This is a genomic window from Agrococcus pavilionensis RW1 (genome assembly GCF_000400485.1).
GTDB classification, from domain to species: domain Bacteria; phylum Actinomycetota; class Actinomycetes; order Actinomycetales; family Microbacteriaceae; genus Agrococcus; species Agrococcus pavilionensis.
In genome coordinates, this window is record NZ_ASHR01000026.1 from 30,048 (window position 1) to 44,355 (window position 14,308).

Annotated in this window: 15 protein-coding genes and 1 tRNA gene; 6 read left to right on the forward strand and 10 right to left on the reverse strand. The window is 73.3% G+C overall.

All coding sequences use genetic code 11. The features are described from left to right. Positions 1 to 11 precede the first annotated feature (11 nt). Together msrB and L332_RS23330 are read left to right on the forward strand one after the other, a co-directional pair. Entirely contained in the window at positions 12 to 410 is a 399-nt protein-coding gene (gene msrB / locus L332_RS23325) for a peptide-methionine (R)-S-oxide reductase MsrB (protein ID WP_021010715.1), read from the forward strand. A gap of 35 nt (positions 411 to 445) precedes the next feature. Next, positions 446 to 1,090, forward strand: coding sequence for a GNAT family N-acetyltransferase (locus L332_RS23330; RefSeq protein WP_321163268.1), 645 nt, complete (start codon positions 446 to 448; stop codon positions 1,088 to 1,090). Positions 1,091 to 1,343: 253 nt separating this feature from the next. Here L332_RS23330 and L332_RS23335 read toward each other — a convergent pair whose 3' ends face one another. Together L332_RS23335 and L332_RS23340 are read right to left on the reverse strand one after the other, a co-directional pair. Continuing rightward, the gene (locus tag L332_RS23335; protein WP_021010717.1) at positions 1,344 to 2,276 is read right to left on the reverse strand and encodes a DMT family transporter; all 933 of its coding nucleotides are present in this window, start codon (positions 2,274 to 2,276) and stop codon (positions 1,344 to 1,346) included. Next, positions 2,273 to 2,797, reverse strand: coding sequence for a GNAT family N-acetyltransferase (locus tag L332_RS23340; protein ID WP_021010718.1), 525 nt, complete (start codon positions 2,795 to 2,797; stop codon positions 2,273 to 2,275). The genes L332_RS23335 and L332_RS23340 overlap by 4 nt, the downstream gene beginning before the upstream one ends. Positions 2,798 to 2,843: 46 nt before the next feature. Here L332_RS23340 and L332_RS23345 point away from each other — a divergent pair. After that, positions 2,844 to 2,915: transfer RNA gene (locus tag L332_RS23345), tRNA-Thr, on the forward strand. A gap of 92 nt (positions 2,916 to 3,007) precedes the next feature. Here L332_RS23345 and L332_RS23350 read toward each other — a convergent pair. Further along, positions 3,008 to 3,985, reverse strand: a complete 978-nt coding sequence (locus L332_RS23350) for a DsbA family protein (protein WP_021010719.1) — start codon at positions 3,983 to 3,985, stop codon at positions 3,008 to 3,010. A gap of 4 nt (positions 3,986 to 3,989) precedes the next feature. Then, positions 3,990 to 4,880, reverse strand: coding sequence for a DsbA family protein (locus tag L332_RS23355; RefSeq protein WP_021010720.1), 891 nt, complete (start codon positions 4,878 to 4,880; stop codon positions 3,990 to 3,992). Positions 4,881 to 5,055: 175 nt separating this feature from the next. On the opposite strand from L332_RS23355, the gene L332_RS23360 reads away from it, so the two are divergent. Then, positions 5,056 to 6,132: an ABC transporter ATP-binding protein gene (locus tag L332_RS23360; protein WP_021010721.1), complete on the forward strand. Its 1,077-nt coding sequence runs from the start codon at positions 5,056 to 5,058 to the stop codon at positions 6,130 to 6,132. Between the two features lie 104 nt (positions 6,133 to 6,236). Then, positions 6,237 to 7,544 (forward strand): DUF4032 domain-containing protein, encoded by a 1,308-nt coding sequence (locus tag L332_RS23365; RefSeq protein WP_021010722.1) that lies wholly within the window; start codon positions 6,237 to 6,239, stop codon positions 7,542 to 7,544. 110 nt (positions 7,545 to 7,654) lie between these two features. Here L332_RS23365 and rlmB read toward each other — a convergent pair whose 3' ends face one another. The 4 genes from rlmB to L332_RS23385 all read right to left on the reverse strand — a co-directional run bounded on the left by rlmB (position 7,655) and on the right by L332_RS23385 (position 11,791). Next, positions 7,655 to 8,623: a 23S rRNA (guanosine(2251)-2'-O)-methyltransferase RlmB gene (rlmB, locus tag L332_RS23370; RefSeq protein ID WP_021010723.1), complete on the reverse strand. Its 969-nt coding sequence runs from the start codon at positions 8,621 to 8,623 to the stop codon at positions 7,655 to 7,657. After that, entirely contained in the window at positions 8,620 to 10,029 is a 1,410-nt protein-coding gene (cysS, locus tag L332_RS23375) for a cysteine--tRNA ligase (RefSeq protein ID WP_021010724.1), read from the reverse strand. The genes rlmB and cysS overlap by 4 nt, the downstream gene beginning before the upstream one ends. Before the next feature lie 35 nt (positions 10,030 to 10,064). Beyond that, complete coding sequence (gene ispD, locus L332_RS23380; protein ID WP_021010725.1) at positions 10,065 to 11,210, reverse strand: 2-C-methyl-D-erythritol 4-phosphate cytidylyltransferase; 1,146 nt, start codon at positions 11,208 to 11,210, stop codon at positions 10,065 to 10,067. A 92-nt stretch (positions 11,211 to 11,302) separates the two neighbouring features. Beyond that, on the reverse strand, positions 11,303 to 11,791 hold the full coding sequence (locus tag L332_RS23385; RefSeq protein WP_021010726.1) for a CarD family transcriptional regulator: 489 nt from the start codon (positions 11,789 to 11,791) through the stop codon (positions 11,303 to 11,305). A gap of 182 nt (positions 11,792 to 11,973) precedes the next feature. Between L332_RS23385 and L332_RS29485 the strand changes: the two genes are divergently transcribed. Then, positions 11,974 to 12,432, forward strand: a complete 459-nt coding sequence (locus L332_RS29485; RefSeq protein ID WP_144061059.1) for a hypothetical protein — start codon at positions 11,974 to 11,976, stop codon at positions 12,430 to 12,432. Positions 12,433 to 12,436: 4 nt separating this feature from the next. Here L332_RS29485 and L332_RS23390 read toward each other — a convergent pair whose 3' ends face one another. Then, complete coding sequence (locus L332_RS23390) at positions 12,437 to 13,132, reverse strand: response regulator transcription factor (protein ID WP_021010728.1); 696 nt, start codon at positions 13,130 to 13,132, stop codon at positions 12,437 to 12,439. Further along, positions 13,129 to 14,277 carry a sensor histidine kinase gene (locus tag L332_RS23395; RefSeq protein ID WP_021010729.1) on the reverse strand — a complete coding sequence of 383 codons (1,149 nt, stop codon included), beginning with the start codon at positions 14,275 to 14,277 and terminating at the stop codon, positions 13,129 to 13,131. The genes L332_RS23390 and L332_RS23395 overlap by 4 nt, the downstream gene beginning before the upstream one ends. Positions 14,278 to 14,308 lie beyond the last annotated feature (31 nt).

Genomic DNA, 14,308 nt, shown 5'->3' on the forward strand with positions numbered 1-14,308 from the left:
ACGCTTGCGGCATGACCGATTCGATCGAACGCTCCGACTCCGAGTGGCGCGAGGCCCTCTCGCCCGACGCCTACCGCGTGCTGCGCGAGGCCGGCACGGAGCGCCCCTGGACGGGCGCGCTGCTCGACGAGTCGCGCCAGGGCGTCTACTCGTGCGGCGCGTGCGGCAACGAGCTCTTCGACGACGAGACGAAGTTCGACTCCGGCTGCGGCTGGCCGAGCTTCTTCGACGCGCGCGAGGACGCGGTCGAGCTCGTCGAGGACCGCTCGCTCGGCATGGTGCGCACCGAGGTGCGCTGCGCGAAGTGCCACAGCCACCTCGGCCACGTCTTCAAGGACGCGCCGCAGACGCCGACGGGTGACCGCTTCTGCATGAACTCCGTCGCGATGAGCTTCACGCCCGAGTCCTGAGGCGCGCGTCACGTCGCCGCTAGCGTGGCGGCGTGATGACGCTCGAGGAGATCTGGCCGCTGCTCGGCCTGCGGCTGACGACCCCGCGGCTCGAGCTGCGGCCGCTCGCCGACGACGACATCCCGCACTACGTCGCCGCGGCGGCCTCGGGCATCCACGACCACGCGCCGCGCACGCCGTTCGGCAGGCCGTGGGACGAGGCGCCCGACATGGCCGCGCGCTCGGCGCGCTGGATCTGGCAGTCGCGCGTGCGCGCCGACCGCGACGACTGGGTCGTCATGCTCGGCGTGTGGGCCGACGGCGCGCTCATCGGCGCGCAGGACGTCGCCGCGCGCCGCTTCCCCGCCGAGCGCACGGTCGGCACGGGCTCGTGGCTGCGCCGCGACGCGCAGGGCCGCGGCTACGGCACGGAGATGCGGCTCGCGGCGCTGCTGTGGGCGTTCGACTCGCTCGGCGCCGAGGTGGCCGAGACGACCGCGTACGACTGGAACGCCGCGTCGCTCGGCGTGAGCCGCGCGCTCGGCTACCAGCCGAACGGCGAGAGCCGCCACTCGCCGCGCGAGGGCGTCGTCGAGCGCGAGCTGAACCTGCGGCTGACGGCGGATGCGCTGCGGCGCCCCGAGTGGACGCTCGGCATCGAGGGCGGCGAGGCCGCGGCCCGCTTCCTCGGCGCGCGCTGACGGCGGCCCGCTCGCCACGCGGGCGTCGGCGGCGCGACGCCCGCATCGCGCACGCTCGATCGCGGAGAGCGCTCCGTCGAGCCCGCATGCGGCTCGGCGCCCGGCCAAGCCCGATCGAGCTCTTCGCCGGAGCCCGCCGACCGGAGACTCGATCGGGCGGAGCGCGTCGTCGAGTTCGCATGCGGCTCGGCGCCCCGCTCCGCCCGATCGAACTCGCAGGCCCGTCGACCGCGCTGCCCGCGCGCCCCTCGGCTCAAGCCGATCGAGCCACCCGGACGGGCCGGCGCATCGACGACACCGCGACCGCGACGATCGTGAGGCCCGCGCCGAGGAGCGACCACGCGGTGACGGGGTGGCCGGCCGGGAAGAGCCAGTCGAGCAGCAGCGAGGCGACGACCTGCCCGCAGATGACGCCGAGGCCCATCGTCAGCACGCCGAGGTGGTGCACCGCGACCGACATGAGCGCGATGAACACGATGCCGAGGATGCCGCCCGCGTAGAGCCACGGCTCCGGCGGCAGCGGCCGGGCGGTGACGCCCGCGAGCGACTGGATGCCGACGAACACCGCGAGCGCGAGGGTGCCGACGAGGAAGTTCGACACCGTCTGCGCAATCGCCGAGCGCGAGTGCCGCTGCACGAGACCGCCGAACGCCTGCTGGAACGACTGCAGCAGGCCCGCGATGAAGGGCAGCACGACGAGCCACGCGCCCTGCAGCTCCCCCGCGCCCACGAGCGCGATGCCGACCGCGACGAGCGCGAGCAGCGCCCCGATGACGCGCGGCGCGGTGATGGGCTTCCGCGCGAGGCCGCCGAAGCCCGCGCGATCGACCGCGAGCGCGCTCGTCGTCTGCCCCGCGACGACGCCGACCGTGTAGAGCGCGACGCCGGTCGTGCCGACGACGACGCCCTGCGTCGCGACGAGGAAGGCGCCGAGCAGCCCCGTCGTCGCGTACCACCACGGCATCGAGCCGTCGCGGATGACGCCGACGAGCCGGCGCACGCCCGCGCGGGCGCCGGGCGAGACGAGCAGCAGCACGGCGAGCAGCGCGAGCCCGACCGAGAACGAGACGAGGGCGGCGAGCATGCCGTGGTCGAGCCGGGCGCCGAGCTCGCCGTTGATGCGGCTCTGCACCGCGAGCCCCGCGCCGGCGGCGATCGACGCGAGCAGCCACAGCAGGTGGATCATGCGCCCTCCAGCGGCTCGAGCGCTGGTGCCGGGTCGGTCGCGAGGCGGGCGAAGCGCACGACGTCGAAGCGCGTCGCCGTGCCGTCGGCGTCCACGTAGCGCAGCCGCTCGCGCTCGACGCCCTCGCGCACGTAGCCGGCGCGCTCGGCGACCGCGATCGATGCGGGGTTGTTCGCGCGGGCGCCGAGCTCGAGCCGGTGGAGGCCGTGGGCGAAGAGCCGCCGCGAGAGCGCGTCGAGCGCGCGGCTCGCGAGGCCGCGGCCGCGCGCGGCGGGTGCGAGCCAGTACGACATCCAGGCGGTGCCGTGGCGAGGTTCGCGGTCGGCGGCCATGACGCATCCGACCGCCTCGCCGTCGAGCTCGATCGCGAGCGCCTCGGCGGCGATCGCCTCGAGGTAGTCGCGTGCGTCGGCGAGCGCCTCGATCGGCGGCGCCTGCCGGTGGAGGTCGGGCGAGCCGAGGAAGGCGGCGAGCACCGCGGCGGCGTCGCGCTCGGGATCCCAGGGGCGCAAGCGGCTCACCGGGCAAGCCTAGAATGGCTGGGCGCCGCGGGCGAACCCGCGCCGCGCCTCCTTAGCTCAGTGGTAGAGCAACGCTCTTGTAAAGCGTAGGTCGTCAGTTCGATCCTGACAGGGGGCTCTTGACACCGGAGCGCTCGATGCGGCTCCGCCGCGTTGAGTGCGGAGGTGTCAAGGTCGAGTAGCCCGGCCGCAGGCCGGGCGTACCGAGACCTACCGGCCCTCCGCGATGAACGCCGCGAGCGCATCCGCATCGCTCACGTCGCCCGCGAACGTCACCCCGTCGACGACCACGGTCGGCACGCCGCGCAGCGGCTCGACGCCCTGCAGCGGCTCCTCGATCGCGCGCACCGTCGCCTGCCGCACCCACCACGCGAAGCGGCCCTCGGCGATGCAGTCGCCGACCTCCGCGCCGTGCTCGGCCGCGAGCGCCGACGCCGACGCGGCGTCGAACGGCTGCCGCTGCAGCATCGACAGCAGGGCCGTCTGGAACTCGCGGTACGCGGCGGGCTCCGCATCCGCGACGCACGCGAGCGCGTTGGCGCCGAGCGTCGACGCGTAGCCGTTGCCGATCGAGTCGCCGAGCGAGACGGGCAGGTAGGCGACGCGCGCCTCGCCCGCATCGGCGAGCTCGGCGAGCCGATCGCCGCTCGCCTCGAGCAGCCGGTCGCAGTACTCGCATGCAGGGTCGACCACGACGAGCACGTCGGGCACGGCGGATGCGTCGGGCAGCGCCTCGGGCGCACCCTCGGCGGGCACGGGGTCGCGCTCGATCGCGCCGTCGGCGTCGAACGCGATCGCGTCGGCCATGTTCGCGGGCCCGTCGGCGGGCGCGAGCGTGACGATCTGGCCGCCGAGCTCCTGCTGGATCGTCTCGAGGTCGGGATCGCGGATCACCCAGCGGTCGAAGACGAGCACGGTCTGCTCCTGCAGCTGCCGCTCGGTCGCGACCGCGAGCGCCTCATCGGCGCTGCCGGCGAGGATGAGCTCGGTGTCGGCGCCGCACGTCGCGACGACCGGGTCGTCGTCGCTCTCGCGGTACTGCTCGACGAGGTCGTCGCACTGCCCGCCCGCGTCGAGGTAGGCGGCACCGAGCTCGCCGATCGTCGTGATCGGCGCCGGCGGAGTCGCCGCGCACCCTGCCAGCACGGCGAGCGCGACGAGCGCGCCACCGGCCGACAGGGTGCGCACGCGCTCAGCCCTCGCTCGGTGCGGGCGACTCCGTCGGCTCGGGCGACTCGCTGAGCGAGCCGGCCGTGGCCGTGACGAACGCCTGGAAGCCGGCCGCGTCGCCGGGCGCGCCCTGGTAGCGCTCACCGTTCACGATGACCGTCGGCGTGCGGTCGGCGACCTCGCCGTCGGTGCCCGGCAGCGGCTCGGTGCCGGCGCGCACGGTGGCGTCCTCGACCCAGCTCATGAAGCGGCCCTCGGTGATGCACTCGGCGAGCCCGCCGGTGGTGTCGATGCCGGCCGACTCGGCGACGCCGACGATCTCGTCGTTCGTGAGGCCTGGCGTGCCCTCCTCGGGGCGGTTGTCGAACATCGCGGAGTTGAACGCCCAGAACTGGTCGGGCGCGTGCTCGGCGACGCACGCGGCGGCGGAGGCGGAGCGCGTCGAGTACTTCGTGCCGAGCGACGTGCGGTCGAGGATCGAGATCGGGTGCACCTCGACGGTCGCGGCGCCGGTCTCGAGCAGCTGCTCGAGCGTCGCGCGGTTGGCCTCGTCGAAGGCGCCGCACGCGGGGCACATGTAGTCCTGGTAGATCTGGATCTGGATCTGGTCGTCGCGGGGCTCGGTCGGCGTCGGCTCGCCCTCCGGCGGCGTCGCGGGCGTGCGCTCCGCCTCGAAGCCGGCGCCGATCACGATGCCGTTGCTCGCCATGTTCTCGGGGCCCGGGCCCGCGGGGCGGATGCTGTTGACGATCACGACCGCCACGATCGCGACGATCGCCACGGCAGCCACGATGATGCCGCCGATCGTCAGGCCCTTCTTGAGTCGCTCCTTCTTGCGGCGCTCCTCCTGCATCCGGCGGGCCTGCTCGCGGGCCTGCGCACGACGCTCGTTCTTCGTCAGCTTCTCGCTCATGCGTCCTTGTCCTGGGTCGGCCGTGGTCACGGCGGTTGGCGCCGCTGGGGAAGCGCGCCGTCTTCTAGGGTACCGGCAGGCCGACGTGCCAGGATGAGCACGCGGGCGACGGCGCCCGTCCTCACCACGACGGATCGTCCGGCACGTACCTGCCGGTGGAAAGGGAGTATCGACAATGGCGTCTGTGACGTTCGACAAGGCCACCCGGGTCTATCCCGGCGGCACCCGCCCCGCGGTCGACGCGATCGACCTCGAGATCGGCGACGGGGAGTTCCTCGTGCTGGTCGGCCCCTCGGGCTGCGGCAAGTCCACGACCCTCCGCATGCTCGCGGGCCTCGAGGAGGTCAACGACGGCCGCATCCTGATCGGCGACCGCGAGGTCACCGACATGCCGCCGAAGGACCGCGACATCGCGATGGTGTTCCAGAACTACGCGCTCTACCCGCACATGACGGTCGCCGAGAACATGGGCTTCGCGCTCAAGATCGCCGGCGTCGCCAAGGAGGAGCGCGCGAAGCGCGTCGAGGAGGCGGCGAAGCTGCTCGACCTCGAGCCCTACCTGAGCCGCAAGCCGAAGGCACTCTCGGGCGGTCAGCGCCAGCGCGTCGCGATGGGCCGCGCGATCGTGCGCCAGCCGCAGGTGTTCCTCATGGACGAGCCGCTGTCGAACCTCGACGCGAAGCTGCGCGTGCAGACGCGCACGCAGATCGCCTCGCTCCAGCGCCGCCTCGGCGTCACGACGGTCTACGTCACGCACGACCAGACCGAGGCGCTCACGATGGGCGACCGCATCGCGGTGCTCAAGGATGGCGTGCTGCAGCAGGTGGGCACGCCGCGCGAGCTCTACGGCCAGCCCGCGAACCAGTTCGTCGCCGGCTTCATCGGCAGCCCCGCCATGAACCTCATGGAGCTGCCCGTCACCGAGCGCGGCGTCGAGTTCGGCACGCACGTGACGCCCGTCGCGCGCGAGCAGCTCGCGGCGGCGAAGGGCCACGTCGTCGTCGGCGTGCGCCCCGAGGACATCTCGGTCGCCGAGTCGGGCGGCGACGGACTGCCGGTGCTCGTCGACCTCGTCGAGGAGCTCGGCGCCGACGGCTACCTCTACGGCCACGCCGACGTCGAGGGCAAGCGCGTCGACATCGTCGCGCGCGTCGACGGGCGCACGCACGCCTCGCTCGGCGACACCGTGTACATCACGCCCGACCCGGAGCACATGCACCTGTTCGACTCCGACAGCGGCAACCGCCTCTGACCGGCACCGAGCGACGGCCCCGTCCTGGCGACGGGGCCGTCGTCGTCGACGGATGCGTGCGATCGGCCCGAGCGCGCACGCCCGGTCGCGCCTACCATGGCGGCATGCGGTCCGACCTGCGCATCACCTCCGCCGTGATGGACGCGACGCTGCTCGACCTGCCGTGGGACGAGCCGCTCGAGCAGTGGACCGACGCCGACGTCGTGCAGCTGCCGAAGGGCATCTCGCGGCACCTCGTGCGCTTCGCGCGGCTCGGCGGCCGCGTCGTGGCGATCAAGGAGACGACGCCCGAGATGGCGACCCGGGAGTACGGGATGCTCCGCACGCTGCAGCGGCTCGAGGTGCCGTGCGTCGAGCCGCTCGCGGTGATCGCCGACCGGGTCGACGCCGACGGCAACCCGCTCGCCGCGGCGCTCGTCACCCGACACCTGCGCTTCTCGCTCCCCTACCGCGCCCTCTACTCCTCCGCGCTCAAGGAGCCGACCGCGCAGCGCCTCGTCGACGCGCTCGCGGGGCTGCTCGTGCGGCTCCACCTCGTCGGCTTCTACTGGGGCGACGTCTCGCTCTCGAACACGCTCTTCCGCCGCGACGCCGGCGCCTTCGCCGCTTACCTCGTCGACGCCGAGACCGGCACGCTGCTGCGCGACGGCCTCTCGGACGGCCGCCGCGAGGACGACCTCGAGATCGCGCGCGTCAACATCGCGGGCGAGCTGCTCGACCTCGCCGCGGGCGACCGGCTCGACGAGTCGATCGATCCGGTGCAGGTCGCCGGCTCGATCGTCGACCAGTACCGCTCGCTCTGGCACGAGCTCCACAGCGACGAGGTGCTGCCCGCCGACGAGCGCTGGCGCATCTCCGCTCGCATCGAGCGCCTCAACGCGCTCGGCTACGACATCGGCGAGCTCGCGATCCGCACGGGCGACGGCGGCACGACCGTGCGCATCCAGCCCAAGGTCGTCGACCCGGGCCACCACCACCGCCGCCTGCAGTCGCTCACCGGCATCGACGCGCAGGAGAACCAGGCGCGGCGGCTGCTCAACGACCTCGACGAGTACGTCGCGACGCAGCACGACCTGCGGCCGTACGTCGGCGACGAGGCGCTCGCCCACGAGTGGCTCGAGCAGGTGTTCCAGCCGATCGTGCAGTCGGTGCCGATCGAGCTGCGCGGCAAGCTCGAGCCCGCCGAGATCTTCCACGAGGTGCTCGAGCACCGCTGGTTCCTCTCCGAGCGCGAGCAGCGCGAGGTGCCGCTCGCCGAGGCGGCCGAGCAGTACATCGCGACGCAGCTCGCCTTCCGGCGCGACGAGGCGGCGCTGCTCGACCTGCCGCTCACGATGACGATGCCGATCGTGACGGTGCAGGGCCTCCTCGACGAGGAGGACGACGAGGGCGACTGGCGCGACCGGGTCTGACACTCCCGCCGGGACCTCCCCGCCCACCGGGGCGCATCCGCCCGAGCGGGGCTGGCGCGCCCGCCCCGGTCAGGCGGATGCGCACCGGTCGCCGCGCGGGTTCGTCGCGCTCAGCGAGCCCTGCGCTTCGCGACCTCGTAGAGCGTGACGGATGCGGCGATGCCGGCGTTGAGCGACTCGGTCGCCGACGAGATGGGGATCGAGACGATCGCGTCGCACGTCTCGGCCACGAGCCGCGACAGGCCCTTGCCCTCGCTGCCGACGACGATCACGAGCGGGCCCTCGGCGAGCTCGAGCTCGTGGAGCGGCACGTCGCCGTCGCCGTCGAGCCCGATGACGAACACGCCCTGCGACTTCAGCTCCTTGAGCGTCGTCGTGAGGTTCGTCGCCATCGCGACCGGCACGCGCGCCGCGGCGCCGGCGCTCGTCTTCCACGCCGAGGCCGTCACGCCCACCGAGCGGCGCTGCGGCACGATGACGCCCTGCGCGCCGAACGCGGCGGCCGAGCGGATGATCGCGCCGAGGTTGCGCGGGTCCGTGACGCCGTCGAGCGCGACGAGCAGCGGCGTCTGCTGCCGGTCGACGATCTGCTCGAGCAGCTCGATCGGGTGCGCGTACTGGTACGGCGGCACCTTGAGCGCGACGCCCTGGTGCACGGCGTCGTGGCCCGAGAGCCGGTCGAGCTCGGGCCGCATGACCTCGAGCACCGGCAGTCCGCGCTTGTTGGCGATCGAGAGGATCTCCTTCACGCGCTCGTCCATCTCGAGCCGGGCGGCGAGGATGAGCGTCGTCGCGGGCGTCTTCGTGCGGAGCGCCTCGAGCACGCTGTTGCGGCCGGTGACGAGCTCGGAGTCGTCCTTCGCCGACGAGGGCTTGCGGTGGCGGGGCGGCTCGGGGCGGCGGCCCTTCTGCGCGGCCGCCTCGAAGCGCTCGCGCGCCGACTTGCGCTTGCCCGCGACGTGCCACGAGCGGTCCTCGGCCTTGGGCGTGGGGCCCTTGCCCTCGAGCGCCTTCCTGCCGTGGCCGCCGGTGCCCTTCTGCGGGCCCTTCTTCCGCGGCGATCGCTGCGACTTGCTCATGAGATGCTCCAGGTGGTGGTGTCCTTGCCGTCCTCGACGGCGATGCCGGCGGCGGCGAGCGCATCGCGGATGCGGTCGGAGGCGGCGAAGTCCTTCTTCGCGCGCGCCTCGCGGCGCTCTGCCAGCAGCGACTCGACGAGGCTCGAGAGCGCCCCGGTCGCGGCCGACGTTCCAGGATGCCACACCTCGTCGGCCGGGTCGAGGCCCAGCACGCGCAGCATCGCCCGCACCTCCCCCGCCCGCGCGAGCGCCGCATCCGTCTCGCCCGCGTCGAGCGCGGCGTTCGCGGCGCGCGTCGACTCGTGCAGCACCGCGACCGCCTGCGGGGTCGAGAGGTCGTCGTCCATCGCCGCGCCGAACGCATCCGGCACGTCGGCGTCGGGCAGCGCGCCGACGCGCGCGACCCGCTCGAGCATCGACTCGATGCGGCCGAACGCCGCCTCGGCCTCGCCGAGCGAGCCGCCCTCGAGGTCGCCTCCCGCGGTGCGGAGGTCGATCGTCGAGCGGTAGTGCGGGGCGAGCAGGAAGTAGCGCACGACGATCGGGCGCACCGCCGCGACGAGATCGGCGGCGAAGATCGAGTTGCCGAGCGACTTCGACATCTTCTCGCCGTCGACGTGCACGAGGCCGTTGTGGCTCCAGACGCTCGCGAACGGCAGGCCCGCGGCGCTCGACTGCGCGAGCTCGTTCTCGTGGTGCGGGAACCGCAGGTCGAGCCCGCCGCCGTGGATGTCGAACGCGTCGCCGAGGTAGCGGCGCGACATCGCCGAGCACTCGATGTGCCAACCCGGCCGCCCGCGGCCCCACGGCGAATCCCACGACGCCGACGCGGGCTCCTCGGGCTTCTGCGCCTTCCAGAGCGCGAAGTCGCGCGGGTCGCGCTTGCCGCGCGGGTCGGCGTCGGCGGCCGGCTCCATCTTGTCGATCGACTGCCGGGTGAGCGCGCCGTACTCGGGCCACGAGCGCACGTCGAAGTAGACGTCGGCCGAGCCGTCGAGCGCCGGGTAGGCGTGGCCGCGCTCGATGAGCTCGGCGATGAGCGCGTGCATCTCGGGCACGGATGCCGTGGCTCGCGGCTCGTAGGTCGGCGCGGCGACGCCGACGGCGCGGTAGGCCGCGGAGAACTCGAGCTCGACGCGGTAGGCGAGCGCCCACCACGGCTCGTCGACGGCGTTGACGAGCACCTTGTCGTCGATGTCGGTGACGTTGCGCACGAACGTGACGCGGTGGCCGCGGTGCTCGAGCCAGCGGCGCCACACGTCGTAGGCGACGGCGCTGCGCACGTGGCCGATGTGCGGCGACGACTGCACGGTCGGGCCGCAGACGTACATCGAGACCTCACCGGGCCTGATCGGCTGCAGGTCGACGATCGCCTGCTGCTTCGAGTCGTAGATGCGCACGGTCACGATGCCCAAGGCTACTGGCGCTTGCGCAGGCCGGGTCAGCGGCGACGGATGAGGGCGGTCGCGATCGCCTGCACGCCCTCGCCGCGGCCGATCGCGCCGAGGCCGTCGGTCGTCGTACCGCTCACGCTCACCGGTGCGCCGACCATCGCGGTGAGCGCCGCTTGCGCCTCGTCGCGGCGGGCGCCGATCCGAGGGCGCACGCCGAGCACCTGCACGGCGACGTTCACCGGCTGCCAGCCGTCCTCGGCCAGCCGGTCGACGGCGGCGCGCACGAAGACCTCGCCGCGCGCGCCGGCGTACTGCGGGTCGTCGACGCCGACGAGCCCGCCGATGTCGCCGAGCCCCGCGGCGCCGAGCAGCGCGTCGACGATCGCGTGGCACACCGCATCACCGTCGGAGTGGCCGGCGAGGCCCTGCCCCTCCCACTCGAGCCCCGCGAGCATGAGCGGCCCGTCGCCGCCGAAGGCGTGCACGTCGACCCCGATCCCGGTGCGCAGCTCGTCCACGCGACTCCCCTCCGGCGCGAGCAGCGCCTCCGCGCGGTCGGCGTCCGCCGCCGTCGTGATCTTGAACGCGAGCTCGTCGCCCGGCACCGACGCGACCGGCTCGCCGAGCGCCTGCACGAGCTGGGCGTCGTCGGTCGAGTCGGCGCGCGCGAGCGCCTCGGCGTAGGCGGCGCGCAGCAGCTGCGCGTCGAAGCCCTGCGGCGTCTGCATCGCGCGGAGCGTCGAGCGGTCGACGATGCGGCCGAGCCCCGCGGCGCCCGACTCGCGGATCGTGTCGACGACGGGCAGCACCGGCACGACGGCACGCTCCCCGCTCCGCAGCGCCTCGACGACGCGCTCGACGAGCGAGCGAGGGGCGAGCGCCCGCGCGGCGTCGTGCACGAGCACAAAGCGCTCCTCGCCGACCCGCTCGAGCCCCGCGGCGACCGAGTCGGCTCGCGTCGCGCCGCCGACGACCACCGACGCCACGACGCCCGCTCGCTCGGCCGCCGCCGACGCATCCGCCTCGAACCCGACCGGCACGACGACGACGATCGACACGTCGACGCCCGCGAGGCCGCGCAGCGCGTGCTCGAGGATCGTCGCGCCCGCGAGCTCGGCGAAGGCCTTGGGCACGCCGCGCCCGAGGCGCGTGCCGCTGCCCGCGGCGACGACGATGATGGCGGTGTCGGTCACGCGCTCGAGCCTAGATGGCCCCCGACCGGCCCCGGACGTGGAACGAGGCACCCGATCGAGAGATCGGATGCCTCGCCCGTGGGGGTCTGCGTTCAGCTCGCGGGGGCGAGCGCCTCGTCGAGGCGCGCCGCGGCGGCGTCCTCATCGGTGTGCTCGGCGAGCGCGAGCTCGGAGACGAGGATCTGCCGCGCCTTCGCGAGCATGCGCTTCTCGCCGGCCGAGAGGCCGCGGTCCTGGTCGCGGCGGCTGAGGTCGCGGACGACCTCGCTCACCTTGATGACGTCGCCGGACGCGAGCTTCTCGACGTTGGCCTTGTAGCGGCGGGCCCAGTTCGTGGGCTCCTCGGTGAAGTCGGCGCGCAGCACCTCGAAGACCTTGTCGAGGCCCTCCTCGCCGATGACGTCGCGGACGCCCACCATGTCGACGTTCTGCGCCGGCACCTCGATCGTCAGCCCGCCCTGCGCGACGTTGAGCTTGAGGTAGGTGGTCTCGACGCCCTTGATCTTGCGCACCTTGACCTCGGTGATCGTCGCGGCACCGTGGTGGGGGTAGACGACCGTCTCTCCGACCTCAAAGTTCATCGAATGCTCCTCGTCATAGCCAGAACCTCGATTTTATCACAGCGTGTCGCTCGCCCTGTCCCGCGCGGCGTGGTTGGATCACGCCCCTCGGGCCCGCGTGGAGCGCTCATCGGGCGGGTATTAGAGTGGTCGTGACCGCGGTCGCGCACTCTGCGCCCGCGGCCATCGTCGAAAGGGATCCCGTGCAGCACCGCCCCCTCGCCGCAGCCGCCGCAGCCGCCGTCGTCGTCCTGGCAGCCACCGGCTGCAACCTGCTGACCCCGCAGGCGACGACGATCCAGTACGACCCCTCCGACGGCGTCTCGGGCTCCACCGGCACGGTCGAGTGGCACAACGCGCTGCTCGTGGGCGACCCCGACGGCGACACCCTCAACCTGCTCGTCACCTTCACGAACCCCGGCGAGGCGACCTTCGTCGAGGTGCGCGTCGACGACGAGGCCGAGGAGGTCCGCGTCGGCCAGGGCACGACGACCTTCGGCTTCCCCGACGGCGAGCAGCTGCTCTTCGAGGTCGGCGAGATCGAGTTCGGCGGGCTCCGCAACGTCTCGTTCCAGGCCGACGGCGCCGAGCCCACGGGCGTCGGCGTGCCGGTGCACTCGACCGAGTTCCCCGACTACGCGGACTTCGGCCCGGCCGAGTAGTCCTTCAGGCTCCAGCCCGCTCGAAGCGGTAGCCGAGCCCCCGCAGCGTCACGAGCTGCGTCGGGTTCGAGGGCTCCTCCTCGATCTTCGCCCGCAGGCGCTTGATGTGCACGTCGAGCGTCTTCGTGTCGCCGAAGTAGTCGCTCCCCCACACGCGGTCGATGAGCTGGCCGCGCGTGAGCACCCGGCCGGCGTTGCGCATGAGGTACTCGAGCAGCTCGAACTCGCGCAGCGGCATCGCCACCTCCGCGCCGTCGACCGTGACGGTGTGGCTGTCGGCGTCGAGCCGCACGCGCCCGACCTCGACGACCGAGTCGTCGACCTCGTCCTCCTCCTCCGCGGCGCGGCGGCGGAGCACGGCACGGATGCGCGCCACGAGCTCGCGGGTCGAGTACGGCTTCGTGACGTAGTCGTCGGCGCCGAGCTCGAGCCCGACGATCGTGTCGACCTCCGAGTCCTTCGCGGTCAGCATGATGATCGGCACCTTCGACGAGCGGCGGATGTGCCGGCACACGTCGGTGCCGCTGCGGCGCGGCAGCATCACGTCGAGCAGGATGAGGTCGGCGCCCTCGCGCTCGAAGCGCTCGACCGCCGCGTCGCCGTCGGCCGCGTGCGCGGTCTCGTACCCCTCGAGCTCGAGCAGGTAGGCGAGCGGCTCGGCGAGCGCGAGCTCGTCCTCGACGATCAGGATGCGCGTCATGCAGTCTCCTCGCGGGCAGGCGTCTCGGCGACGGGCAGTCGCAGGGTGAACGTCGAGCCCTGACCCGGGCGCGACCAGAGGGTGACCTCGCCGCCGTGGCTCACGGCGACGTGCTTCACGATACTGAGGCCGAGGCCCGTGCCGCCCGTCACGCGGCTGCGGGCGGGGTCGACGCGGTAGAAGCGCTCGAACACGCGCTCCCGGTCCTCCGGCGCGATGCCGACGCCCTTGTCGGTCACCGCGATCTCGACGACGCCGTCGACCACGCGCACGCCGATGCCCACGTGCGTCGCGTCCGGCGAGTACTGCACGGCGTTCGCCACGAGGTTCTGCACCGCCATCGTGATGAGCTCGGCCGAGCCGAGCACCTCGGCGTCCTCGAGCACGCGCGTGACCACGCGCATCCGCTTGGCATCCGCGAGCACGCGCGTGCGGTCGACGGCGACGTCGACGACGTCGGTGATGCCGACCCGCTCCGGCTGGTCGAGCGGGTCGTCGGCCTGGATGCGCGAGAGGTCGATGAGCTCCTTGGTCATGCGGCCGAGCCGATCGGACTCGACCTGCATGCGCTGCGCGAAGGCTCGCACTCGATCCGGGTCGTCGGCGGCCGCCTCGATCGCCTCGGCGAGCACGGCGACGGCGCCGATGGGGGTCTTGAGCTCGTGGCTGACGTTCGCGACGAAGTCGCGCCGCACGCCCGCGAGCCGCAGCTCCTCGGTGCGGTCGGCGGCGAGCACGAGCATGAAGCGGTTGCCGAGCGGCGCGACCCGCACACGCAGGTGGAGCTCGGTGCCGGCGCCGATGCGGCCGCGGCGGTGCACGAGGTCGAGCACCTCCTCGCGCCCGGTGCGCCACACGCGCCGCACGGCCTCGAGGATGTCGTGGCTGCGCAGCGCCCGGCCGTCGACGAGGTCGAGCGTCACCGCGCCCGGCGACGACAGCAGCACCTGGTTGGAGCCGTCGAGCACGACGCCGGCCGACTCGAGCACGTCGACCATCGCGGCGATGCCGTCGGGGATGGGCTCGCTCGCGATCGCCATCACCTGGCGTCCGCGCTGGGCGGCGACGCCGAGCAGATGCACCGACAGCGCCCCCAGACCGAAGCCCAGCAGGAGCGCCAGGAGCACGTACCAGGACGCATCCACGCTCCCATCGTAGCCAGCGCGACGCGCGGCT